The sequence below is a fragment of the Rhodococcus artemisiae genome (genome assembly GCF_036327795.1).
Taxonomy (GTDB): domain Bacteria; phylum Actinomycetota; class Actinomycetes; order Mycobacteriales; family Mycobacteriaceae; genus Rhodococcus; species Rhodococcus artemisiae.
In genome coordinates, this window is the sequence record NZ_JAUTXY010000009.1 from 266,750 (window position 1) to 289,911 (window position 23,162).

Below are 23,162 nucleotides of genomic sequence, written 5' to 3' on the forward strand. Positions count from 1 at the left end.
AGGCGGCCGCCTCAGACACTAGTCGCCGTCCTTCTCGCGCTTTTCTTCGACCTCCCTGTCTACGGTGCCGGACGTCGTCCCAGCAACAGATTCGTCGGTATCCGCCTCGCCTGCGGCCGTCTCCTCGTCTTCCAGGTCGACGACTTCGGCCTCGATCACGTTGGGGTCGTCGTCGGCATCTACGTCTTCGCCAGCGTCCTCGTCTTCGGTGTCTTCGGTGTCTTCGAGGTCTTCGGTGTCTTCCCCGTCATCGGCAGAGTCCGCCTCGGGCCCCTCGATCGCCTTGATCTCGTCGTCGACGTCGTCATCGTCGGGGTCGAGGTCGTCGGGGTCGTCGTCGTACCCGGCGCCATGGTCGTCGTACTCGTCCGCGACGGCCTCTGCCGCAGCGAGCTTGCCCTCGCGCCACATCAGCAACTGCGCGGTGATCAGGCCGAGCAGCCCGACCCACGCGAAGACCAGAACACCCGTGAGCCACCAATTGCTGCCCACGATCCCGAATATCCCGAGCGGGCCGCCTGCGGCCCAGGCCAGCAACGCGATCGCGAGGCCGGTCTGCGCGGCCGCCGCGAGAAGCGTCAACGACGCGTCGGCGCTGCGCACCGGCACACCGTCGGCCTGCGCCTGCAGGACGCGGTGCGCGACGAACCTACCCGCGAGCGCGCCGACAGTCGCGGGAACGGCCAGCATCACCGGCCAGAACGCAGCTACGGGACCGGCGGGAATCGCGGCGAGGACGGGGAGCGCCGGCAGATCGCCGCCGCTCGCCTCGAACAGGCTCAGTCGGACGTCGCCGAACTGCACGGTGCTACCGGCAAGGATCGACGAGGCGCCGAGGAAGACGTTGGGGAGATAGAGAATCGACAGCACTGTCAGCCCGAGGACACCGACGATTCCTCCACCGCGCTCGAGCAGGTCGCCCATTGTGGTCCACGACAACGCCATGCCCACCAGGGTGAGGACACCGCCCATCGCGAACATGCCGAGCAGCGCTCGCACAGCCGGACGCACCGACAGAATCAGCCATTCGGGAATGTCGTACCGCTGGCAACCCACGCGCCATGTCCGCGCACCGATCCCCAGCACGGCAGCCAGTAGGTACAGACCCGTCACCCAGGCGAGTGCGGCAGCCGCGTTGGGTGGCGCCACCGGGAGCACACTCGCGGCATCCTGCATCACGACGAGAGCGATCACGGTGACGAGCGTGGGTCCCGCGATGGTCGCGACGACGATCCGTGCAGCGTCGTGCAACGTCAGGTTCTGTTCGGTGTGTTCGATGGTCGAATCCACTGCCGCGGCACTCGCCCGCACCGCCTGCCACACGATCAGCCCCGTGGGCAGCAGTGGCAGCACACCGAGTGACGTGCCGTCGATCGTCAGCGTCACCTGGTGCAACGCGAGCCACGTACCGGCGATCGCTGCGTAGATTCCCGTGAGATCGCTGTTCACCGCGACCATCGTGATCACCACGACGGTCGCGACGAAGGCGATCGTTACCGCGGGGACACGCGCCGCCGCTGCGATCAGGATCCGGAAGCGTTCCGAGTCGATCCGGTCGTCCTCGGGAGGTGTGTGCCGAATGGGCCGGCCTAGCGTCGAAGTCATCACCTCGATGGTTGCACCGCCGGTCGGCCAACGGTGTCAGGCGCGCCGATCACCGCTGGTCGTCGGGCGCACGGAACACCTGGGTCGGCGCCTCGTCACCGGTGTTCTCGGCAACCGGGGCAGCGCCCGATCCGGTGTCGCGGGGCTGCTCGGGCTCGGACTCCCGGGGTTGCGCCGGCTCGTGCGACTGGGCCGGCTCGTGCGACTGGGCCGATTCATAAGACTGGGCCGGCTCGTGCGACTGCTCTGCATCACGCTGCGCCGCCGCGTACGGCTGCAGGTATTCGCTGTAGGGCGCCTGCTGAGATGTCTGTCCCGCAAACGGGGCCTGCTGGCCCGGATAGGGCTGCTGCATCCCCGGGTGCTGCATCTGACCGGGTTGCTGCTGCCCCCCGTACTGCTGTTGCTGGGCCCCATACTGCTGTTGCTGGGCCCCGTACTGCTGGGTTTCGAACTGCTGGCCGGGATACTGGGCGCCGAACCGGCCTGCTGGAACCTGCTGGCCCTGCTGCAGGAATCCTGGTTGCGCAACGCCCTGCTGTGGAACGCCCTGCTGAGGGCTTCCCTGCTGGGGTGTTCCCTGCTGGACGGGTTGCTGGGGGAAGCTCTGACCGTAGGGACCCTGCGGGGCGGGGCGCTGCCCCGGGACCAGCACGCCGATCCCGAAGAGCAGCGCAAACACCGCGAGCGCCGTCTGCAGGAGACCCAGCACGAGAATGGTCACGCCACCCCAGGCGATGCCCGTGTCCTGGGGAAGGTGGAACAGTTGGAAAAGCGATGTCACGAATCCGACCCCCGACGCGACCACCGCGGCCGCGCGCAGATCCTGGCCGGGCAGCAACGACAGAGCCGCGCAACCACCGCCGAACAGCAGAAACGCGAGCGGCACGACCGCAAACCCGAAGTCGAACGACGACAACGACACGAACGAGCCGAAAGTGATCCTCACGTACGGAGCCAGTCCGACGATGAAGTTCACGATGCCGAGTACCGCCACGCCGATCGGCAACAGCAACGGCACAACCTTGCTTTGGACGGATGGGCCGCTGGGGTATGACATCGATCCTCCTGCAGTAGTCGGTCGCTGATCACCACCCTATGCACCCGGAGCCAGAATGGTGGCCATGCCGCACACACTCGCGCCAGGATCGGACATCCTCGTCGAGACGGAGGTGAAGAACTCACGGTTCCTCGCCGCGATCCGCCGCGTCCACTCGACCGGCGATGCCACCGCGTTCGTCGACGAACAACGCCGGCTGTATCCGGACGCGCGTCACCACTGCTGGGCCTTCGTCGTGGGGGACGATCAGGCGCACCGTGCGGAACGGTCGAGTGACGACGGCGAGCCAGGTGGCACAGCCGGTGTCCCGATGTTGCAGGTGCTGCATCACCGCGACCTCGTGAACATCGTGGTGGTGGTGACGCGCTGGTTCGGCGGCATCAAACTCGGCGCGGGAGGTCTTGTCCGCGCCTACTCGGGTGCAGTGTCGACGGCGATGGACACCGCGTCACTCGTCGAACGACAGAAGCGCGAAAGGTTCACGCTGGGCGTCGGGCATGCCGACGCCGGAAGACTCGAGGCAGAACTGCGTGGGCGTGGAACGGCGGTGCTCGATGTCGCCTACACCGACCGGGTGGTGTTCACTGTCGCGGGCGATGCAACGGAGCTCACAGGGCTGGTGGCGTCGCTGACTTCCGGTGCGGGTGAACTCGAACCAGCGGGCACCGAGTGGATCGACCTTTGACGTCCTCCCCGATCCGAGCGAAGGGGCAGACGTCGGGCGACCCGCGGGTGGAAACAGGAACGCGGCGCCCGCCCGGACCGTGTGGTCCGGGCGGGCGCCGCGGTGAATCTACTCAGGCGCTACAGCTCAGAGCGAAGCGAGGATCTCGCGCGCGAGGGCCGCGGTCTCGGACGGCGTCTTGCCGACCTTCACGCCGGCCGCCTCGAGGGCGTCCTTCTTGGCCTGGGCCGTGCCCGAGGAGCCGGAGACGATGGCGCCGGCGTGGCCCATGGTCTTGCCCTCGGGAGCGGTGAAGCCCGCGACGTAGCCGACGACCGGCTTCGTGACGTTGGCCTTGATGTAGTCGGCCGCGCGCTCTTCGGCGTCGCCACCGATCTCGCCGATCATCACGATGACCTTGGTCTCGGGATCCTTCTCGAACGCCTCGATGGCGTCGATGTGGGTGGTGCCGATGACCGGGTCGCCGCCGATACCGATGGCGGTCGAGAAGCCGTACTCACGGAGCTCGAACATCATCTGGTAGGTCAGGGTGCCGGACTTGGAAACCAGGCCGACCGGGCCCTTGCCGGCGATGTTCGCCGGGGTGATGCCGACGAGTGCCTCACCCGGGGTGATGATGCCGGGGCAGTTGGGGCCGATGATCCGGGTCTTGTTGCCCTTCTCGACGTTGTAGGCCCACGCGTACGCGGAGTCCTGCACCGGGATGCCCTCGGTGATGACCACGAGCAGCGGGATCTCCGCGTCGATGGCCTCGACGATGGCGTCCTTGGAGAAAGCCGGAGGAACGAACGCGATCGAGACGTCCGCGCCGGTCTCCTTCATGGCCTCGGCGACGGTGCCGAAGACCGGCAGTTCGACCGGGTTGCCGTCGGCGTCGGTGTGCGAAACCGTCGTGCCGGCCTTACGTGCGTTGACGCCACCGACGACCTGGGTGCCGGCCTTGAGCATCAGTGCGGTGTGCTTGGTGCCCTCGCCGCCGGTGATGCCCTGGACGATGACCTTGGAATCCTTGGTCAGGAAGATTGCCATTGTTCTGTGTGTCCCTTACTTCGCGGCGAAGGCGAGCTCGGCAGCCTTGTCGGCAGCCTCGTCCATGGTTGCGACGACCGTGACCAGCGGGTGAGCGGCCTCGGCGAGGATGCGCCGACCCTCGTCGACGTTGTTGCCGTCCAAGCGCACGACGAGCGGCTTGTTGGCCTCGTCGCCCAAGGTCTTCAGGGCGCCGACGATGCCGTTGGCCACCGCGTCACACGCGGTGATGCCGCCGAAGACGTTCACGAACACGCTCTTGACCTGCGCGTCGTTCAGGATGACGTCGAGTCCCGCAGCCATGACCGCAGCGGAGGCGCCGCCACCGATGTCGAGGAAGTTGGCCGGCTTGACGCCGCCGTGGTTCTCACCCGCGTAGGCGACGACGTCCAGGGTCGACATGACCAGGCCGGCGCCGTTACCGATGATTCCGACCTCGCCGTCGAGCTTGACGTAGTTGAGGTCGTTCTCCTTGGCCTTGAGCTCGAGCGGATCCGTCGCGTCCTTGTCCTCGAACTCGGCGTGGCCGGGCTGACGGAAGTCGGCGTTGGCGTCCAGGGTGACCTTGCCGTCGAGGGCGAGGATCTGGTCGTCGGGAGTGCGGACGAGGGGGTTCACCTCGACGAGGAGCGCGTCCTCCTTGATGAACACCTCCCACAGCTTCTGGATGGTGTTGGCGGCCGCGTCGAGCACCTCTGCGGGCAGCTTGCCGGCCTCGGCGATCTCGCGAGCGAAAGCGAGGTCGACACCCTTGACGGCGTCGACCGGGATCTTCGCGAGGGCGTCGGGGTTCTCCTCGGCGGTGACCTCGATCTCGACGCCACCCTCCACTGAGCACATAGCCAGGTAGGTGCGGTTGGTGCGGTCGAGCAGGAAGGAGATGTAGTACTCCTCGGCGATGTCACTCGCCTCTGCGACCAGCAGCTTCTTGACGACGTGGCCCTTGATGTCGAGGCCGAGAATGGCCTCGGCGTTGGCCTGGGCGGCATCGACGTCGGCGGAGTACTTCACGCCACCGGCCTTGCCACGGCCACCGACCTTGACCTGCGCCTTGACCATCACGGGCTTGCCGATTTCCTCGGCGATCTCGCGGGCACCGGCGACGGTGTCGGTCACACGGCCGGCCGAAGTCGGCACGTCATGCTTGGCGAAGAGTTCCTTCGCCTGGTATTCGAAGAGATCCATCTGCTCACCGTCTCGTCTGCGTTCTCGCCCGCTCGGGGGTATTGAGCGGGCCGATTTCGGACTCTAGTTTCTCGGACGACCTACGAAACGACCGCGCCCGCACTCTGTGGCGCACATCACGGACTCCGCAGGTCTCGTACTACCTCACGGGGTTACCTCCGGGAAGGCAGCTGTACGACAACCGAGAGGACCACCTGATCCAGAATGACAGGTGACCGAGACCGCATGATGACCGGCACCCGGCGAGGGTCCCGGTGGTCGAGCACACAGCCGGACGCGGCGCTCGCCGGTCACATTTGCGATCCGAGCGATATTCGACGGTTTGAATTCGTGACCTGGCGGGAAATGCCCGATCCGACCTGGTCCAGCCTGTGATGCCAGTCACATAAACGCCCTGTTCGGGCTTACGGCTTGCCCCACACGCGACCATTTCGTTACCGTCACTGCCAGCTCAAGTAACGATGAGGTCACGATGAAGGAGGACGGCATGCGTCCAGGCAGCCAGATCACCGGCAGCCCCGCTCGCCGCTCCACCACCGAACCCGACGACGCCTGGGATCCCTGGAGCTCCTCCGAGAGCCCGCACTACCGCAATACCGATTTCCGCAACACAGGCAAGGCACAGCCCACGTACTACGGCAGCGAGCCGGTCGAGGACGTCAACTCCCCCGCGCCCCGTACAGGTGCCCACCGCATCCCCACTCCCCCCACCGCACTCAAGGGCCGCGCAGCCGTCTTCGCTGTCGCCGCCGGTGCCGTCGTCGCCGCCGGTCAGGCCGCGACCAGCAATTCCGGTTCGAGCCCCGCGACCTCCGAGATCGCGCTCGCCGCCGACACCTCGAACTCCGACACACTCACCGCGACGGCCGTTCCACAGGCCGCCCAGTTCGCCTCCGATTCCGCGAGCGACGGCGCCGCCCCCTCGCAGGCTCCCCAGGTTCTCAACATCGCAGATCCCAACGATCTGTCGCAGTTCTCCAACCTGCTCGCCAAGGGCCAGCGCTTCAGCGAGGAGCGGGCAGCGCGCGAAGAGGCCGCCCGCCGCCCCCTGTTCGTTCTTCCGGCCGTCGGCGCCTTCACCTCGAACTTCGGAGCCCGGTGGGGCACCCTGCACGCGGGTGTCGACATCGCCGGCCCGATCGGCACTCCGATTCTCGCGGTTGCCGATGGCGAGGTCATCGACTCCGGTCCGGCTTCGGGCTTCGGCATGTGGATTCGCCTGCTCCACGCGGACGGCACCGTCACCGTGTACGGGCACATCAACGAATCGCTCGTCACCGTCGGTCAGCGGGTCATGGCGGGCGATCAGATCGCCACCATGGGCAACCGCGGCTTCTCCACCGGCCCCCACCTGCACTTCGAGGTTCACCTGGGCGGCGTCGACAAGATCGACCCATTGCCGTGGCTCGCCACCCGAGGCATCTCCCTCGGCCAGAACGCCGACTGAGCAAAATCCTTCCGCTCCACACCGGTGCGCGCCACCGCATCGCCCCTGCGTGAATCTTCCGCCGATCCCGGCGACGCGATCCTTCCTCAGAGCTTGGTCATCGGCACACCGCCGACCAGCATCAGCCGCACTTTGCCGGCACTTCCGAAATCGATGACCACCGTCGCGGTGGGTCCGGATCCCTTGGTTTCGAGCACCGTCCCCAGGCCGTACTTGTCATGTGTGACGCGATCGCCCACGGCGAGCACGAGATGATTGTTCCGGCCCCGCGCGGGACCGAAACTCGGAGTTGCCGAACGTGATTCGCCGGCCGAGAAACGAGATCCGGTACCGGAACCGATGGACTGCCCGCGCGCCGGCCCTGGATCGCTCCGACGCCAATCGATGAGTTCCTGCGGAACCTCTTGCAAGAAGCGTGATTCCGGGTTGGTCACCGGCTGGCCCCACGCCGAGCGCAGCACCGCACGGGAGAGGTAGAGACGACGACGCGCGCGGGTGATCCCCACATATGCGAGGCGTCGCTCCTCGGACAGTTCGGCCGGGTCGCCGAGCGCCCGCATGTGCGGGAATTGTCCGTCTTCCCAACCTGTTACGAATACCACCGGGAACTCCAGCCCCTTCGCGGTGTGCAGCGTCATAAGCGTGACGACGCCGGCGTCGTTGTCGGGAACCTGGTCGGCGTCGGCCACCAACGACACCTTCTCGAGGAACGCGGCAAGAGAACCCGCAGCAGGCTCCCCCTCCTCCGGTTCGGTGTCGTCCACACCGGCTGCATTGCGAGCGTCCGAGCTGAATTCTCTAGCAACGCTGACGAGTTCGTGCAGGTTGTCGAGGCGGGTGCCGTCCTGAGGATCGTCGCTGGCAGCGAGTTCGGCACGATAACCGCTACGTTCGATGATCGCCTCGACCACATCGCCGATGTCGACCGCATCGTTTCCGTCGGCGTCGGTCTCGCTCAACATTATTCGAAGGTCGTCGAGCATGCCGACGAAGCCCGCAATCGCCTTCTGCGCGCGCGTGTTCAACAGCGCGACGTTGCCCTCAGCGGCGTCGAGCAGTGCCTGCCCGAAACTCACCCCGTGCCGTTCCGCGTGGACGGCGACACACGCCTCGGCGCGATCGCCGATACCGCGCCGCGGGGTGTTGAGGATACGACGCAGGCTCACCGTGTCGTGGGGGTTGTCGAGCGCCTTCAGATACGCGACGGCGTCGCGAACTTCCTTCCGCTCGTAGAACCGCACTCCCCCGACCACCTTGTAGGGCACGCCGTGACGGATGAACACGTCTTCGAACGGCCGGGAGGCGTTGTTGGTGCGGTAGAACACGGCGATATCGGAGTACTTGACCTCCCCGGTGTCGACCAGCCTGTCGATCTCGGAGGCGACGAACCGCGCTTCGTCGTGCTCGTTGTCGGCCACGTAGCCGGTGATTGCTTCACCCGTGCCGGCATCGGTCCACAATCGTTTCTCGCGCCGCCCGGAATTGCGGGAGATGACGGCGTTCGCGGCCGACAGGATGTTCTGCGTCGACCGGTAGTTCTGCTCGAGCAGGATCGTGCGGGCCTGAGGGTAGTCGCGCTCGAACTCTTCGATATTGCGGATCGTCGCGCCGCGGAAGGCGTAGATCGACTGGTCGGCGTCTCCCACCACGCACAGCTCGCTCGGCGGGACATCGCCCGGTTCGTCGGGGTCGCCCACGAGGGTGCGCACGAGCACGTACTGCGCGTGGTTGGTGTCCTGGTATTCGTCGACGAGGACGTGACGGAATCGACGACGGTAGTACTCGGTGACCTGCGGATGAGCCTGCAGGAGTGCGACCGTCTCGCCGATGAGGTCGTCGAAGTCGAACGCGTTGGCCGAGCGCAGCCGCTTCTGATACTGCGCGTACACACTCGCGACGATCTTCGGGAGCGGAGCGGGGTCGGAGCTCGCGGTGGCGGCGGCCTCGTCGGGGCCTATCAGCTCGTTCTTCAGGTTCGAGATCTGCGTGGCGAGCAGCCGCGCGGAGTACTTCTTGGTGTCGAGCTCGAGATCCTTCGCGATCATCGTCAGCAGGCGACGGGAGTCGTCGGAGTCGTAGATCGTGAAGTTGGAGTTCATGCCGGTCAGCAGTGCCGATTGCGCCCGGAGAATCCGCACACAGCTCGAATGGAACGTCGAGACCCACATCGCGTGCGCGCGCGGCCCGACGAGACCCGCGACACGCTCGCGCATCTCGGCCGCGGCCTTGTTGGTGAAGGTGATGGCAAGCACCTGTCCGGGTGCGACACCACGCTCGGCCAGCAGGTATGCGATCCGGCGGGTGAGCACGGCGGTCTTGCCCGAACCCGCTCCGGCGACGATGAGCAGCGGTGCACCTTCGTGGGTGACTGCTTCCCGCTGTTGCGGATTGAGACCCTCGAGGAGGGCGTCGGAAGCGGGGAGCGAATGGGCGAGCGCTGCAGGTGTGTTCATCGTTCCCCCAAACTACCGGACAGGTCGGACATCGAATCCGACTTGGCCGCGAGGTGTCCGGGTGGCAAACTGGACGCTATGTCATGTGTCCTTCGTTCGGCCGAGCTGCGAGCATACGGTCGGTTTCGCGTCTCGACCACCGACGTTTCCCGATTCCGGTAACAGCCCCCGTTTCCCGGACGATTTCAGAGCTGACGCGAGGAGATGACATGAGTACGAACATCGACGCTTCCCTGACCGGCGGTGCCGCTGCATCGAACGGTCCCGCTGTATCGAATGGCACCGACCCCGTACCCACCAGCGAGGCCGAGATCGACGAGCTCCGCCAGGAGATCGACCGCCTCGACGCGGAGATCCTGGCCGCAGTCAAGCGTCGTGCCGAGGTGTCCCGTCTGATCGGCCGTACTCGCATGGCTTCCGGTGGCACCAGGCTGGTTCACAGCCGCGAGATGAAGGTGCTCGAGCGCTTCAGCGAACTCGGCCAGGAAGGCCACACCCTGGCGATGCTGCTTCTGCGCCTCGGTCGGGGACGCCTCGGCCACTGACTGACGCCCCGTCCGTCGGTACTGCGCGGCTCGTCGGTTACTGCAGGGCGATGTACTTGGTGTCGAGATACTCCTCGATCCCTTCACTGCCGCCTTCCCGTCCGAGTCCTGAGTCCTTTACCCCACCGAACGGCGCCGCGACGTCCGAGACCACTCCGCGATTGACGCCCAGGATTCCCGAATCGATCGCGTCCGACAGTCGCAGTGCCCGGTCCAGATCCTTGGTGAAGACGTAGGCCGCCAGTCCGTACTCGGTGGCATTCGCCGCGGCGATCGCTTCGTCCTCCGTGTCGAACCCGCTGATCGCGGCGACGGGCCCGAACACTTCTTCGCGCAGTATGCGGGCCTGCCGTGGAACGTCATCGATCACCGTCGCGGGATAGAACCATCCCGGCACGTCCGGAACCTGTCCGCCGAGGCGCACGCGTGCACCGGCCGACACGGCGTCGTCGACGAGCTCGACGACGGTATTCCTCTGGGATTCGTTGATCAGGGGCCCGAGTGTCGTGTCCGGGTGGGTGCCTGGCCCCATCCGGTACGTCGCCATCTTGTCCAGCAGCTTGGTGACGAACTCCTCCTTGACGGAGTTCGCGACGTGGAATCGGTTCGCGGCGGTGCACGCTTCGCCGCCGTTGCGCAGTTTCGCGGCCACTGCGCCGTCGACGGCGGCGTCGAGGTCGGCGTCGTCGAACACCAGGAACGGCGCATTGCCGCCGAGTTCGAGCGACGTGCGCAGCAGCGACCGGCCGGCAGCTTCAGCGAGAGAGCGGCCCACGCCGGTCGACCCGGTGAAGGTGAGTTTCCGCAGGCGCGGGTCCTCGAGGAGCGGCCCGGTGACGGCGCTCGCGTGTGACGTCGGCAGCACCGACAGCACGCCTTCGGGAAGTCCGGCTTCGGCGAAGATCTGTGCGAGCAGCATCAGTGTCAGCGGCGTCTCGGATGCGGGTTTGACCAGCATGGTGCAGCCGGCAGCGAAGGCGGGACCGATCTTGCGGGTGCCCATCGCGAGCGGAAAGTTCCACGGGGTGATCGCGAGGCACGGTCCCACCGGCTGCTTCGTGACGAGGATCCGCCCCGTCCCGGCCGGGGCCTGGGTGTAGCGACCGGCGATCCGGACGGCTTCCTCGGAGAACCACCGCAGGAACTCGGCGCCGTAGGCCACTTCGGATCGGCTCTCGGGCAGTGCTTTGCCCATCTCGAGCGACATGAGGTGGGCGAAGTCGTCGGCGCGGGCGGTGATCTTCTCGAAGGTGCTCCGCAGGATCTCGCCGCGCTGCCGCGGCGGAGTCGCCGCCCAGCCGGGTCCGGCGGTCACGGCCGCGTCGAGCGCCCTGGCTGCGTCGCCGGCCGAGGCGTCTGCCACCCGGGTCAGTTCGTCGCCGGTAGCGGGATCACGAACGGCGAAGGTGTTGCCGTCCTCGGCGGGCACCCAGCGTCCGCCGAGGAACAGGTCTGTGGGAACGGAACGGATCAACTCTGCGGTGTCCATTTCCTTATAATGCTTGATAGGACACCTTTCGTCACCAGCCCGGCAGTAACCGCAGGTGAGAGTTAGGCTTCTCGCATGATCGACATCACCTCCACCGTCGAATGGCAGGAACTCGCTGCGCATCGGGCGGAGGTCGAGTCGATACACCTGCGGGACCTGTTCGAGCAGGACCCTCAGCGTGCCACGCGGATGTGCACCAACGCGGGCGATCTGTCGATCGACTACAGCAAGCATCGGATCACCGACCGGACCCTGGAATTGCTGCTCGGTCTCGTGCGGGCGGCACGGGTCGAAGACCGTCGGGACGCGATGTTCGCCGGTGAGCAGATCAACGTCACCGAAGGTCGCTCCGTGCTGCACACCGCACTGCGGCTTCCCCGCGGCTCGTCGCTGGTCGTCGACGGTGAGGACGTGGCCGCGCAGGTACACGAGGTACTCGACGCGATGGGTGAGTTCACCGACCGCGTGCGCTCGGGAGGGTGGCGCGGCGCCACCGGCGAGCGGATCGCGACGGTGGTCAACATCGGTATCGGTGGCTCCGATCTGGGCCCGGTGATGGTCACCCGCGCGATGCGGTACTACGCCGACGGCCCCGAGGTTCGGTTCGTGTCGAATGTGGACCCGGCGGATCTGACTGCGGTGCTCACCGGACTCGACCCCGCGACGACATTGTTCGTGGTGTCGTCGAAGACCTTCTCGACACTCGAAACCCTGTCGAACGCCACGGCCGCGCGTCGCTGGCTGGTAGCCGCACTCGGAGACGACGCGGTGGCATCCCATTTCGTGGCGGTCTCGACGCATCGTGAACGGGTCGTCGAATTCGGGATCGATCCGGCGCACATGTTCGGGTTCTGGGACTGGGTCGGAGGCCGCTACTCGGTGGATTCGGCGATCGGGCTGTCTGTGATGTGCGCGATCGGCCGCGACCGGTTCGCGGAATTTCTGGTCGGGTTCCACACGATGGACACGCATTTCCGCACGGCGCCACTGGAGGACAACGCTCCGGTCCTGCTCGGGATACTGGGTCTGTGGTACAGCAGCTTCCTCGGTGCGGAATCGCGGGCGGTGTTGCCGTATGCCAATGACCTGGTGCGGTTCCCGGCGTACCTGCAGCAGCTGACGATGGAGTCGAACGGCAAGTCGGTGCGGGTCGACGGGTCTGCCGTCGACTACCCGACCGGGGAGATCTTCTGGGGTGAGCCGGGCACGAACGGGCAGCACGCGTTCTATCAGCTTCTTCATCAGGGCACGCATCTGGTGCCGGCCGATTTCATCGGGTTCGCGCGGGCCTTGGTAGACCTGCCGGGCCGCGACGGCACCGGGTCGATGCAGGCGACCCTGATGGCGAACATGCTGGCGCAGTCGAAGGTGCTGGCGTTCGGGAAGTCTGCGGAGCAGATCCGCGCCGAGGGCACCGCGGACGACCTCGTGGCACACAAGGTGATGCCCGGCAATCGTCCGTCGACGACGATCCTCGCTCCGCAGTTGTCGCCGTCCACGCTCGGTCAGCTGATCGCGTTGTACGAGCACCAGGTGTTCGTACAAGGTGTGGTGTGGGGTATCGATTCGTTCGATCAGTGGGGTGTGGAGTTGGGGAAGGTCCAGGCCACGGCGTTGCAGCCGGCATTGGAGAGCGACAGCGCCCCGTCGACGGGCGACGCCTCGACCGACGCACTCATCCGCACGTACCACCGCATGCGACAGCGCTGACGAACTTCAGGCCGCCCGCGGATCCGACCACGTCGACGTCGTGTGGATCCGGCCTCTCGAGTCGATGAGACGACCCGCCAGCTCGTATTGCTCGAGCCAGGACAGCGCCCCGATTCCCCGGTGCAGGGCCGTCGTCGCGGCGGCGTCGGCCCACACTGCGTCTGCTGCGATGACGGTGATCGTGCCCCATCGTTGCTCGTCATCGGTCGAGGTTCGCGAACTCATCGCGGCACCTGCCGGCAGCTCGACGATGCCGTGATCGGGTAGTGACACCTGCCACCCGCCCGCCGGGCAGTGTCCCGCAGTGGAGATCGTGTCGCCCATCTGTACCAGCACCCCGCATTCGAGAACGGTTGCGACGAGCGTGGCCGCCCTGTCGGTGACGTCGGCGTGTGCGGTGGCGGTGATGTCGAGGCTCGCGCCCCACGGCGCGAGCACGGTGTCGTCGTCGAGCTGGACGTCGAGATAGCGCGGAATCGGGTGGATCGGAGGTACCGATCTCTCGTCGAGCGTCGCGTCGTCGCCCGCGACGGGATCGACCGCGCCGTCGGTCATCCGCGCGGCCCACAGTGCCGACCGCAGGAGGGCCGCGAGCCTCGGACTCACCCGCACTGGTGTGCCCTGTGCCAGATTGACCGCATGGATCTCCGCGTCGCCGCGTCGGAGGTCGCAGGCGGCCGCGGACTCTTCGATCACCGACCGCACGAGCTCTTCGGCGTCACCGAGTGCCGCGCACTCGGTGACCGCCAGTGCGACGTCTTCCCCCCACCCCCGCCATTGTGTGCTGCTGATCATGACGGGCACCACCCGCAATCGTTTCTGGGACGTTGGCTTCCAGTATGCCCTGAATATTCGCGCCGGTCAGGTGCCGAATCAGACCTCGGTGGTGATCAGATTCGAGACAGAATGCCCGCGGTGTCGACTCCTGTGGGCAAAGTGCCCAATGCGATTCCCCAGTCGGAATCGAGTCGGCTCGCGCAGAACGCATCGGCCACCGCCGGGTGACCGTGCCGGACCAGCTGGGCGCCCTGCAGCACCAGCGCCATGAGTTCGACGATGCGTCGGGCGCGATATTCGATGTTCTCGAAGTCGGCGAGTTCCTTGCCGACGCGCGCGATCGCGTCGTCGAGTCGCCTGTCGGCTCCCTCGGCCGGCCGGACCTCGGAGAAGAACGCTTCGACACTGTCGGGTTGCTTGACCATCGCGCGGAGTGCGTCGAGAGCAGCGACGTTGCCCGAACCCTCCCAGATGGACATCAGCGGCGCCTCCCGGTAGAGCCGCGGCATACCCGATTCTTCGGCGTAGCCGTTGCCGCCGAGGCATTCGAGGGCTTCGGCGCTGTGCGCGGGGGCGCGCTTGCACACCCAGTACTTGGTGACCGCCAGCGCGATCCGGCGCAGAGCCGCTTCCTGTTCGTCACCGCCCGCGCGGTCGGTTGCTCCGGCAAGCCGCATCATCATGGTGGTGGCCGCCTCGGATTCGACGACGAGATCGGCGAGGACGTTACGCATGAGCGGCTGATCGATGAGCAGCGCGCCGAAGGCCTTGCGATGGCGCGCGTGGTGCACAGCGCGCAGCGTGGCCATCCGCATGCCGGTCGACGAGCCGATGACGCAATCGAGCCTGGTCATGTTGACCATCTCGATGATCGTGTTGACGCCGCGACCTTCCGGTCCGACGAGCGTGCCGATCGCACCTTGGTATTCGATCTCGGACGACGCGTTGGACTTGTTACCGAGCTTGTCCTTGAGACGCTGGATGTGGATGCGGTTGCGGGTGCCGTCGGGCAGTACCCGCGGCAGCAGGAAGCACGACGAGCCGTTCTCCGTGTTGGCCAGGGTCAGGAACATGTCGGACATCGGAGCCGAGGTGAACCACTTGTGCCCGACGATCGTGTAGCTGCCGTCGGCATTGGGCGTCGCGGTCGTGGTGTTCGCGCGCACGTCGGAACCGCCCTGCTTCTCGGTCATGGACATACCGGCGATCAGACCGCGCTTGGACGACGGTTCGCGCAGGCCGAAGTCGTAGTGGGGTGCCGCGAGGAGCGGCTCGTAGACCGCGGCGAGTTCGGGGTTGTGCCGCAACGCAGGAATCGCGGCGTAGGTCATGGAGATCGGGCACATGTGCCCGGCGTCGGCCTGCCCCCACACATAGAACTTGGCGGCGCGGGCGACGTGCGCACCCGGGCGGGGATCGCTCCAAGGTGCACCGTGCAGGCCGTGCTCGACGGCGACGGTCATCAGATCGTGCCAGTGCGGATGGAATTCGACCTCGTCGATCCGGTTTCCGTAACGGTCGTGGGTGTGCAGAACGGGCGGGTACTCGTTGGCGAGCCTGCCCCATTCCTGTGCCTCGACACCGCCTGCGCGCGCACCGAGTTCGCGGACCTCGTCCTCGGCCCAGGACGCGCCCTCGCGGCGGAGCCCTTCTAGCAGCGCCTGGTCGTCGGCGGCCTGGTAGGGCACGAGATCGGGTACCTGATTGAACACTTCGTGGGTGGCCGGGAATGTCATGACGGAACTCCTTCGGGCTGGTCCAGGGCAGGGTCTGATCCCGCTGCCCGAAGGGCGAGGATCACGAGATCGGGGACGGTGGTGGTGGATGCCCCGCCGGCGCTGAGTGGGCCGGTGAGGACTTCGCTGACAGCCCCGACGAGCGCCGCGGCCACGAGGTCGGGGTCTTGCGGGGGAAGTTCGCCGGTGGTGACGCCGAAGCGGATCGCGTCGGCGAATGCTCCGGCGAATGCGCGGCGGAATACGAGACGTTCGGCGTCGACGGCGGCGTCGACCGGTTCGGCGAGCAAGGCGTACGCCAGGGTGGGTTTCCGCAATGCGCGGGAGGCGAAGGTCTCGACGACCCGCGCGACACGTTCGGCGGCCGATCCGGTGGAGGTGACGGCGTCGACGGCGTCGACCTCGCGGCCGCACTGTTCGCGGAAGACGCGGACCATGAGATCGGACTTGTCCGTGAAATGCCGGTAGACGGTGCCGGTGGCGACTCCGGCTCGCTCGGCGACGGCCGCGATGGACAACCCCTTGTACCCGTGCTCGGTGAGCAGCCCGACCGCCGCGGACACAATCGAGTCGCGTTGCGCGTCGAGTCGCTGCTGCACTGCGGGGGTACGCCGATAGGCCATACCAAGTATTGAACCCGGATTCATACCTTCAGTCAAGGGAACCGCTGCCCAGACCTGAAGTCGGCGATACCGTCGTATTTGTGAATCGTCGTAACGACCTGCCCGCCGAGCACACCGTCGGCACCAGAACCGATCGCCTCACGGTGGTCGACGAGATATTCCTGCACAAGCACCGAGGTCTCGGACTGCCGTCGGTGATGCAGGGCGTGTGGCGCACCGACGACCACATCGGCGCTCCCCTCCTCATCTCGCTGCACGACGCGTTGTCACAGGGTCCGCTGGGCCGGAGGGTGGTGCGTTCGAAGATCCCCGGTGCCCGCCCCCACTTCGAACCCACCACCGTGTCGTATCCCGTGCGCTACACGAACGATCCTCTCGGCGACGGCGATATCCTCGACTGGGCCGACGCCCAGGCCGAGGTCGACCTCGACCCCTCGCATGCTCCGGGCTGGGCCCTCGCGGCCGCACCCATCGCGGGCGGCGGCACCGTCGTCTCGCTCGTGTGCTCGCACGTTCTCACGGACGCTCGCGGACTGATCGACGCGGTGACCGACGCTCTGGCGGGAAAGGGCATCGCCACCGAAGACGACGGATCGTCGGCCGCATCCGAGTCCGACCTCCGCGACGCCCTGCAACTGACCGGACGCGTCGTCAGAGGCCTGCGCAACGTGCGCTTCGGAAACTCGGGTGAGGACCCTCCCCCACCGCACATCGTGCGATCGAAGGCCCGTACCGCACTCGTCGACGTCGACGCCGCAACGTGGGACGACGTAGCGCACGCCGCCGGGGGATCCTCGAACTCACTGTTCCTCGCGATCACGACCGGCATCGCCACCCGCGCGGGACTCGCGCTGCCGCTGCGCATCGCGATCCCGGTCGACGTGCGCGAGTCCGGCGGCGCGCCAAACGGTGTGATGATCACCGAACTGGTCGTCGACGAGGGCGACACAGCGGCGACGCTGCGAGCCAAGACCTCGGCCGCCTACCACACCCCGAGAGAGGCAGCTCCGTACGGGATTCCCGACGAGATCCTCCATTTGATGCCCGACCGGGTGGCCGCGCACCTCGCGCGCGAGTCGGTAGAACGCGAGCTGATGTGCTCGAACATCGGCCGCACACCACCGCTGTTCGACGCGTTCGGCCCGCATCCCAGCCGCGGTGTCGCCATGCGGGCAATGCATCCCGGCCTCGACACGCTGCAGGTCTCGACACCGACGAAGCTGTCGTCGTATCTGAACCGCAATCGCGGCACCTACTCGCTGGCACTCGTCGCACTGGACGAGGACGCCTTCCCCGACACTGCCGCGCTGCGCAGGTATGTCGACGACGAAATGGGCGCCCGCGGTCTCGAGCCCGCGCACTGGTGATAGTCACACCGCGGGGGCGAGTGCCTCCACCAGTCGGGTGCGCGCACGATTGATGCGGCTCTTGACCGTCTGCACCGGAATTCCCTGATGTTCGGCGATCTCGGCGTAACTGAGCTGCGCGTATTCACGGAGGACGACCGCCGTGCGGTATTCGTCGGGCAGATCTGCGAGCGCGCGGCGCACCGCATCGACGTCGACGACACGGTCGGCCACCGAGGACTCCGAACTCGCGCCGAGGTCGATCTCGTCGACCATGACCTCGCGACGACGACGCACGGTCGCCAGAGCAGCGTTCGCCGCAATGCGGTGTAGCCACGTGCTGAATTTGGCGGTCCCCCGGAACTTGTCCAGGTTCTGCCATGCCGCAGTCAAGGCGTCCTGCAGCGCGTCCTCGGCGTCGTGCCGATTTCCGGTGATCTGGAGGCACACCGCCCAGGTCCGGGTTCGATAAGCACCCACCAGCTCACCGAACGCTGCGGTGTCGCCGGCTCGGCACTGCTCGATCAGCTCGTCGTCGTTCATTCACACCCCCATGTCGTGGCGGTAGATTACCGCCCTCGACGTCGGTCGGGCATCACCATCCCTGGTCGAGGCCGTCCAGTCCACCGGAGGCCGGATCGTCCAGGTCGGTGCCCAGGTCGCTGTACACGTCGGGGGTATCGTCTTCCGGCCCGGAATCGGTGTCGCCGAGGACGATGTCGTCATCCTCCGGAACGATGTCGCCGCCGTCGGCCGGTGCAGGTGCCTCATCGGGCACGAGCTCGGAGGCGACGACCGCCGCATCAGGATCCACCGCCGCTCCCACCGCTGCGGTCCAGACGTCGTCGGGTACGGGTTCGAGGGCACTGTCGGGCGACAGTCCCAAGGCCTCCCACAGGGAGACATCCGATTCGTTCATCGCGTCACCTTCCCGGAGTCGGTCACATCAGGTCGGTCGAGTCGGTGGACCCCGCCGATCCGGTGTCGGGTTCGAGTGTGTAGACCTCGTCGGCATAGCCGTCCTGATCGTGGTCGACGCCCATCACGTCGGCCACACCGTCGCCATCGACGTCGATCATCACGGTGTCGACGATACCGTCGCCGTCCGTGTCGAAATTGCCTTCGTCGATCACGCCGTCCTGGTTGTGGTCGAACAGTGCGCCATCGATGCGGCCGTCGCCGTCGAGATCGACGTACAGCGTGTCGGCAACTCCGTCGCCGTCACGATCGACCGCGCCTTCGCCGAGTGCCGGGTTCGGGATCGGGCCCTGCTCCGCGCTGGATCCGGGTCCGACACCGTAAGGATTCTGGGCCATCATGTCCTCGATTCTCGCTGCTCACCGTGCTTACAACAATGAGATGCAGCGGCAACCGCAAATGTTCCCGACCGACGAAGATTCGTCGACCGCGCGGACTACGACCAGTGCTCGTCGACCACCGTCGGCTGTATGGTCGACGGGCTGGTTCCACCGCCGTGAGCAGAGGAATTCTCGGGGAGCCCCCGCACCGCGGCCACGGCAACACCGGCCACGACGAGGGCGCCTGCCACCACCATCCCCACGGGCCGGATCCAGCCGATCGCGCGGGCACGCAGGCTCCGCCGGCTGTTCTCGGCCAAGATCAGCGCACCCTCTGCCACCACCGCGGGGTCGCTCGGCGCCGTGAGAGGGCCGAGGTGCGCCAGCCTGTTACGCAGCAGCGGGATCCGTGCCGACCCACCGGTCGCGCAGAGGACGTCGAGGTCCCCCACCCCGAATCCGGCATCGGTCAGCGTCCCCCACATCGTTTCGACCACGCGATCGGTGTGCGGTGTGATCGCCGCTTCGAAATCCTCGCGACTCAGGGTGACGGCATGCTCGTTCCCTTCGACCGTCACGACGATCGTGGCCGTATGCTCGTACGTCAAGGTTTCCTTGGCGCGTCGCGCCTGCTCGTCGAACTCACGATGCACACCCAACGGCGCCTGTTGCAGTTGCGCAGCGAATCCTGGCTCGCGTGCGGTGAAGACCCCTTCCGCCCACCTGCGTACGGCAGCGTCGAGGGTGCGGCCGCCGAGGGTGTCGTCGCCACGGACCTCGACCACGTCGAAACCCCCGGCCTCCGTCACGACGGCGACAGCCGTGTCGAGCGAGGTACCGCCGAAGTCGCAGACCGCGAAGACCGCTCCGCGCCGTAGCGTGCGTCCCTGGGCGCAGTACTCGACAGTGGCCCGCGCCTCGGAGACCGTCACGATCGTGCGCGCGTCGATTCCCGCCCGCGCCCCGGCGTCGGCGAGCGTCCGGACCTGCTGCTCCGACCAGGCATCCGGATGCGTGAGGACCACGATCGTCGGACGTTGTCCGTGATGTGCGGCGAGCGTCCGCTCGTACACGACCTCGATGGGCCGGACCGCGTCGTCTACGACCAGCGTCTCGACCGTGCCACGCACCGGATTGGTATGCGCAGCAACGGTATTCGACGCACCGAAATCGATCGACAGCATCCAGCCGGACAACGAACCCCCTCTACGAGCACACCGTTTTGTCCGACATCATGCCCTATGGGATTCCGGAATCAACTATGGGTCCGCCAGATGGTGGTATAGGCCCGGGTGAGCACCGTCAGGGCCGCATCCTCGGCCGCGGTGGATGCCGTCAAGGTGCGCTGCTGGACCGCCGCGAGCCGCTGCGCCGCTGCATCTCGGATCGCGCCCGGAGGCGCCGACGCGGGCAGGCGCAACCGTTCAGCGAACGTCCGGCCACGCAGCAGGTCGGCCAACTCCGCGACCAGCGGCGCGGAAGGATCCGCCCGCAGTAGTGCCCGCAGCGCCCGTAGCAACAGCACCGGGGTCAGCGCCGGATCGTTCTCGAGCGCGTAGGCGATCGATCGGATGTGGTCGCGAGCAGGGTGACTGTAGGCGAGCGAGTCGATCTCCTGCAGGATCCGACCGGCTCGTTGCAATACGGCGTATTCGCGCAGAGACGTGTGCAACACCTCGCGGAGACGACCGATACCGGAGCGTTCGGTCAGCCAGGCCCCCAGTGCATGCGCACCACCCGTCGCCACCTGACGTCCGTGCACGAGCCCGTACTCACCGACGAGGTCGAGCAGTCGCTCGACGGTCGGTGGGTCCACCGGCATGGGGTCGCCGACGTCGATGATGTCGAACAGTTCCCCACCGGGCGGTCCCGCCAGCGAACGCAACGCCCGCGCATCGGTCTCGGTGAGCCGGCCGGTGTGGCTGGTCTCCGCGAGCAGACCCGCGACGGGAATCACCGAGCCGACGAGTCCGGGTAGCTGCGCGGCCAGCACCGCGGCATGGCCGGCGGCGTGCGCGAGCGGGTCGCGGCGGCCCAGCGCTCCCTCACCGAATCCGTCGGCGCGCGAGAGCACCCCGAGGGTCGTCAGCGGGGTGAAACCGAGTTGGTGCAAGAAGTCGACCTCGTCGGCGCGCGGCGCGGAATCGAACAGGAAGATCGCCGCGTCGGCATCGACCGACGCCGTGCGGGTCTGCTCGTATCCGTCGATCAGTGCACGCCGTGTCGTGGCAGCATTGTCGACCGTCAGCGTCGCAAGCCCCGGAGTGTCGATGAGGGTGATGTCCGACAACGACTGGGACGGGAGAAACCTCTGCACATAGGCGATTTCGGTGGGAGGGAAAGCCGGTGCGACCGTCCCCCCGAAACTCAGAGGCTGCGGTACGACGCTGCCGTCGAGCTTGACCACCTCGGCCCGCGACGGCGCCCCGTTGCTGTAGACGGTGACGACGTTGGTCGCCTCGAGCGCCGCGGTCTCCGCCAGGGGCGCACCGATCAGCGCATTGACCAGCGTCGACTTACCTGCCTTGAGGCGACCGACAACGACGATACGCGGCGGCGAGAACAGGATCGCCCCGATCCGCGACGCATGCGACGGAAGGTCGCCGCCCAGATTCGCGAGGGAGTGCAGTGCCGATTCGATCCGAGCATGCACCGGGTCGTTGCTTCGCTGGGGGCTCCCGCCCTGATGCATCAACTCTGTGCCCCTGAACTCTGTGCCCCTGTCTTCTGTGCCCCCGAATTCCGGGACCCTGCCAGCAACTTCTCGATCGCGTCGATCCGGTTCTGCACGATCTTCCGGTTCTTCTTCAACCGTTCGAGGGTCTTCTCACGTGTCGCGGCGTCCAGCCGGGCCGCTTCCTGCGCTTCCTTCAACTGACTCTGCAGATCCTCGATCCGGCTCTTCAGATCGTCGCGGTGGCGCAGCACGATCTCCGGCCGACCCACCGACAATGCAGACTCGAGCATGCGCGAAGTGCCTGTGCGGGTCGCGGCCAAGGTCTCACGCAACCAGTTGAGCAGGTTGGTCTTTCCCGTCCGCATCGCTTTGTAACCGAGATTGACGGCCACCCACACCACCCCGGCCACAGCACCCACACCGATGACCGCGCCGAGCATCGACGTACCGATCATGCCCATCGTCAGCACACTCGGGTCGAGCAGTCCCTGACGCTTCGAGCCGACCTCGCCGGCACTGATGGTGCCGGTCTGCATCGCGGCCCACACGAGTTCACGGATCTCCGACCACTGCGGTGAGTTCGGGCCGAACAGTTCCGCGACGATCGCTTCGAGACGTTCGAGGAACACCTGCGCGGCCGATTCCATCGCCGCAAGCAGATCGGTCTGCATGTCGGCGGTGAAACTCTGTGCGCTGCGCCGCATCACCTCGAGTGACGACTTGTTGACCCGGGTCGTCCACTGTTGCTTTATCCGGTCGAGCTCCTCGTCGAGGTGGGCGAGCGCGGCCTGGCGGGCCAGCGTCAGATCCCGGGCGAGGTACTGCTCCCACTGCTGCGACCGGTTCTTCAGATCTTGCAGACGGTCGCGTTCGGCAGTCAGGTCAGCGGTTGCGGTGGCACTGTCCTCGATGACCGCGATGTCCGACGCGACCCGTTCGTCGACGCGGCGAAGCCCTTCGAGGAGGGTGCGGAGCGCGTCGGCCTGGGGAAGTTCTGCTCTCGCGTCGAGCAGGGAGTTGATCTGCGCGCGCAATTCGACGATGCCCGACGCCCGCTCGGCTCGGTCCCGCGCGGGACCCGGCGGCATCTGTGCGGCGAGTGCGGCACGCAGGCTCGACACACCCAGCACCGGTATCTGCCGCTGAAGGTGACGCTCGATCAGCGCGCGATCCTCGCCCACAATGGGGCGCCAGCGGCGCAGGTTCTTGTCGGTCTTGGTGACCGCGACGACCACCGACTCGACCGATGCGGACGCATCACGCAGGAAGTTCATCTCGGGTTCGGTCAGCGGGGTGGAGGCGTCGCACACCATCACCAGCACCGAGGCCTGGCGCGCCGATTGGGTCGCGAGCGCAGTGTGGGAGGCGACGAGCCCCCCGGAGCCGGGAGTGTCCACAACGACGGCTCCGCCCAGGACGGGCCGTGCAGTCGCAACGACCGCGCCGGTCGGAAGGTCCTCGATCGTGGGGTCGGAGACGCGCGCACCGGTGCTGGTG

The 23,162-nt window shown here is 66.9% G+C and carries 20 protein-coding genes; 5 read left to right on the forward strand and 15 right to left on the reverse strand.

Annotated elements, in window-relative coordinates:
• Positions 1 to 18: 18 nt before the first annotated feature.
• Together Q7514_RS19970 and Q7514_RS19975 are read right to left on the reverse strand one after the other, a co-directional pair.
• Positions 19 to 1,605: a cell division protein PerM gene (locus Q7514_RS19970; RefSeq protein ID WP_330135001.1), complete on the reverse strand. Its 1,587-nt coding sequence runs from the start codon at positions 1,603 to 1,605 to the stop codon at positions 19 to 21.
• Positions 1,606 to 1,654: 49 nt separating this feature from the next.
• Positions 1,655 to 2,665, reverse strand: a complete 1,011-nt coding sequence (locus tag Q7514_RS19975) for a DUF5336 domain-containing protein (RefSeq protein WP_330135002.1) — start codon at positions 2,663 to 2,665, stop codon at positions 1,655 to 1,657.
• Between the two features lie 64 nt (positions 2,666 to 2,729).
• On the opposite strand from Q7514_RS19975, the gene Q7514_RS19980 reads away from it, so the two are divergent.
• The gene (locus tag Q7514_RS19980) at positions 2,730 to 3,350 is read left to right on the forward strand and encodes an IMPACT family protein (RefSeq protein WP_330135003.1); all 621 of its coding nucleotides are present in this window, start codon (positions 2,730 to 2,732) and stop codon (positions 3,348 to 3,350) included.
• Positions 3,351 to 3,476: 126 nt separating this feature from the next.
• Here Q7514_RS19980 and sucD read toward each other — a convergent pair whose 3' ends face one another.
• The gene (gene sucD, locus Q7514_RS19985) at positions 3,477 to 4,379 is read right to left on the reverse strand and encodes a succinate--CoA ligase subunit alpha (protein ID WP_054718134.1); all 903 of its coding nucleotides are present in this window, start codon (positions 4,377 to 4,379) and stop codon (positions 3,477 to 3,479) included.
• A 15-nt stretch (positions 4,380 to 4,394) separates the two neighbouring features.
• On the reverse strand, positions 4,395 to 5,564 hold the full coding sequence (sucC, locus tag Q7514_RS19990) for an ADP-forming succinate--CoA ligase subunit beta (RefSeq protein WP_132472202.1): 1,170 nt from the start codon (positions 5,562 to 5,564) through the stop codon (positions 4,395 to 4,397).
• Between the two features lie 487 nt (positions 5,565 to 6,051).
• Between sucC and Q7514_RS19995 the strand changes: the two genes are divergently transcribed.
• On the forward strand, positions 6,052 to 7,011 hold the full coding sequence (locus tag Q7514_RS19995; RefSeq protein ID WP_330135004.1) for a M23 family metallopeptidase: 960 nt from the start codon (positions 6,052 to 6,054) through the stop codon (positions 7,009 to 7,011).
• Positions 7,012 to 7,097: 86 nt separating this feature from the next.
• Here Q7514_RS19995 and pcrA read toward each other — a convergent pair whose 3' ends face one another.
• Complete coding sequence (gene pcrA, locus Q7514_RS20000; RefSeq protein WP_330135005.1) at positions 7,098 to 9,464, reverse strand: DNA helicase PcrA; 2,367 nt, start codon at positions 9,462 to 9,464, stop codon at positions 7,098 to 7,100.
• 209 nt (positions 9,465 to 9,673) lie between these two features.
• Between pcrA and Q7514_RS20005 the strand changes: the two genes are divergently transcribed.
• On the forward strand, positions 9,674 to 10,009 hold the full coding sequence (locus Q7514_RS20005; protein WP_330135006.1) for a chorismate mutase: 336 nt from the start codon (positions 9,674 to 9,676) through the stop codon (positions 10,007 to 10,009).
• A 37-nt stretch (positions 10,010 to 10,046) separates the two neighbouring features.
• On the opposite strand, the gene Q7514_RS20010 is transcribed toward Q7514_RS20005, so the two are convergent.
• The gene (locus Q7514_RS20010; RefSeq protein WP_330135007.1) at positions 10,047 to 11,498 is read right to left on the reverse strand and encodes an NAD-dependent succinate-semialdehyde dehydrogenase; all 1,452 of its coding nucleotides are present in this window, start codon (positions 11,496 to 11,498) and stop codon (positions 10,047 to 10,049) included.
• Between the two features lie 75 nt (positions 11,499 to 11,573).
• Between Q7514_RS20010 and pgi the strand changes: the two genes are divergently transcribed.
• Positions 11,574 to 13,208, forward strand: coding sequence for a glucose-6-phosphate isomerase (gene pgi, locus Q7514_RS20015; protein ID WP_330135008.1), 1,635 nt, complete (start codon positions 11,574 to 11,576; stop codon positions 13,206 to 13,208).
• A 6-nt stretch (positions 13,209 to 13,214) separates the two neighbouring features.
• Here the strand turns inward: pgi and Q7514_RS20020 are convergent, their stop codons facing one another.
• The 3 genes from Q7514_RS20020 to Q7514_RS20030 form a co-directional block, all read right to left on the reverse strand.
• Positions 13,215 to 14,003 carry an FAD:protein FMN transferase gene (locus Q7514_RS20020; protein WP_330135009.1) on the reverse strand — a complete coding sequence of 263 codons (789 nt, stop codon included), beginning with the start codon at positions 14,001 to 14,003 and terminating at the stop codon, positions 13,215 to 13,217.
• Between the two features lie 95 nt (positions 14,004 to 14,098).
• Positions 14,099 to 15,721 carry an acyl-CoA dehydrogenase family protein gene (locus Q7514_RS20025; protein ID WP_330135010.1) on the reverse strand — a complete coding sequence of 541 codons (1,623 nt, stop codon included), beginning with the start codon at positions 15,719 to 15,721 and terminating at the stop codon, positions 14,099 to 14,101.
• Entirely contained in the window at positions 15,718 to 16,344 is a 627-nt protein-coding gene (locus Q7514_RS20030; RefSeq protein WP_330135011.1) for a TetR/AcrR family transcriptional regulator, read from the reverse strand. The genes Q7514_RS20025 and Q7514_RS20030 overlap by 4 nt, the downstream gene beginning before the upstream one ends.
• A gap of 80 nt (positions 16,345 to 16,424) precedes the next feature.
• Between Q7514_RS20030 and Q7514_RS20035 the strand changes: the two genes are divergently transcribed.
• Complete coding sequence (locus Q7514_RS20035; RefSeq protein ID WP_330135012.1) at positions 16,425 to 17,711, forward strand: hypothetical protein; 1,287 nt, start codon at positions 16,425 to 16,427, stop codon at positions 17,709 to 17,711.
• A 3-nt stretch (positions 17,712 to 17,714) separates the two neighbouring features.
• On the opposite strand, the gene Q7514_RS20040 is transcribed toward Q7514_RS20035, so the two are convergent.
• The 6 genes from Q7514_RS20040 to Q7514_RS20065 all read right to left on the reverse strand — a co-directional run.
• A complete protein-coding gene (locus Q7514_RS20040; RefSeq protein WP_330135013.1) occupies positions 17,715 to 18,233 on the reverse strand; it encodes an RNA polymerase sigma factor in 519 nt (172 codons plus the stop codon).
• A gap of 52 nt (positions 18,234 to 18,285) precedes the next feature.
• Positions 18,286 to 18,609: a hypothetical protein gene (locus tag Q7514_RS20045; protein WP_330135014.1), complete on the reverse strand. Its 324-nt coding sequence runs from the start codon at positions 18,607 to 18,609 to the stop codon at positions 18,286 to 18,288.
• A gap of 22 nt (positions 18,610 to 18,631) precedes the next feature.
• Positions 18,632 to 19,009: a hypothetical protein gene (locus Q7514_RS20050; protein ID WP_330135015.1), complete on the reverse strand. Its 378-nt coding sequence runs from the start codon at positions 19,007 to 19,009 to the stop codon at positions 18,632 to 18,634.
• A gap of 95 nt (positions 19,010 to 19,104) precedes the next feature.
• A complete protein-coding gene (locus Q7514_RS20055; RefSeq protein WP_330135016.1) occupies positions 19,105 to 20,184 on the reverse strand; it encodes an Hsp70 family protein in 1,080 nt (359 codons plus the stop codon).
• Between the two features lie 59 nt (positions 20,185 to 20,243).
• The gene (locus tag Q7514_RS20060) at positions 20,244 to 21,641 is read right to left on the reverse strand and encodes a GTPase (protein ID WP_330135017.1); all 1,398 of its coding nucleotides are present in this window, start codon (positions 21,639 to 21,641) and stop codon (positions 20,244 to 20,246) included.
• Between the two features lie 38 nt (positions 21,642 to 21,679).
• Positions 21,680 to 23,162, reverse strand: a 1,483-nt coding sequence (locus Q7514_RS20065) for a hypothetical protein (protein WP_330135018.1), incomplete at its 5' end; no start/stop codon positions are given.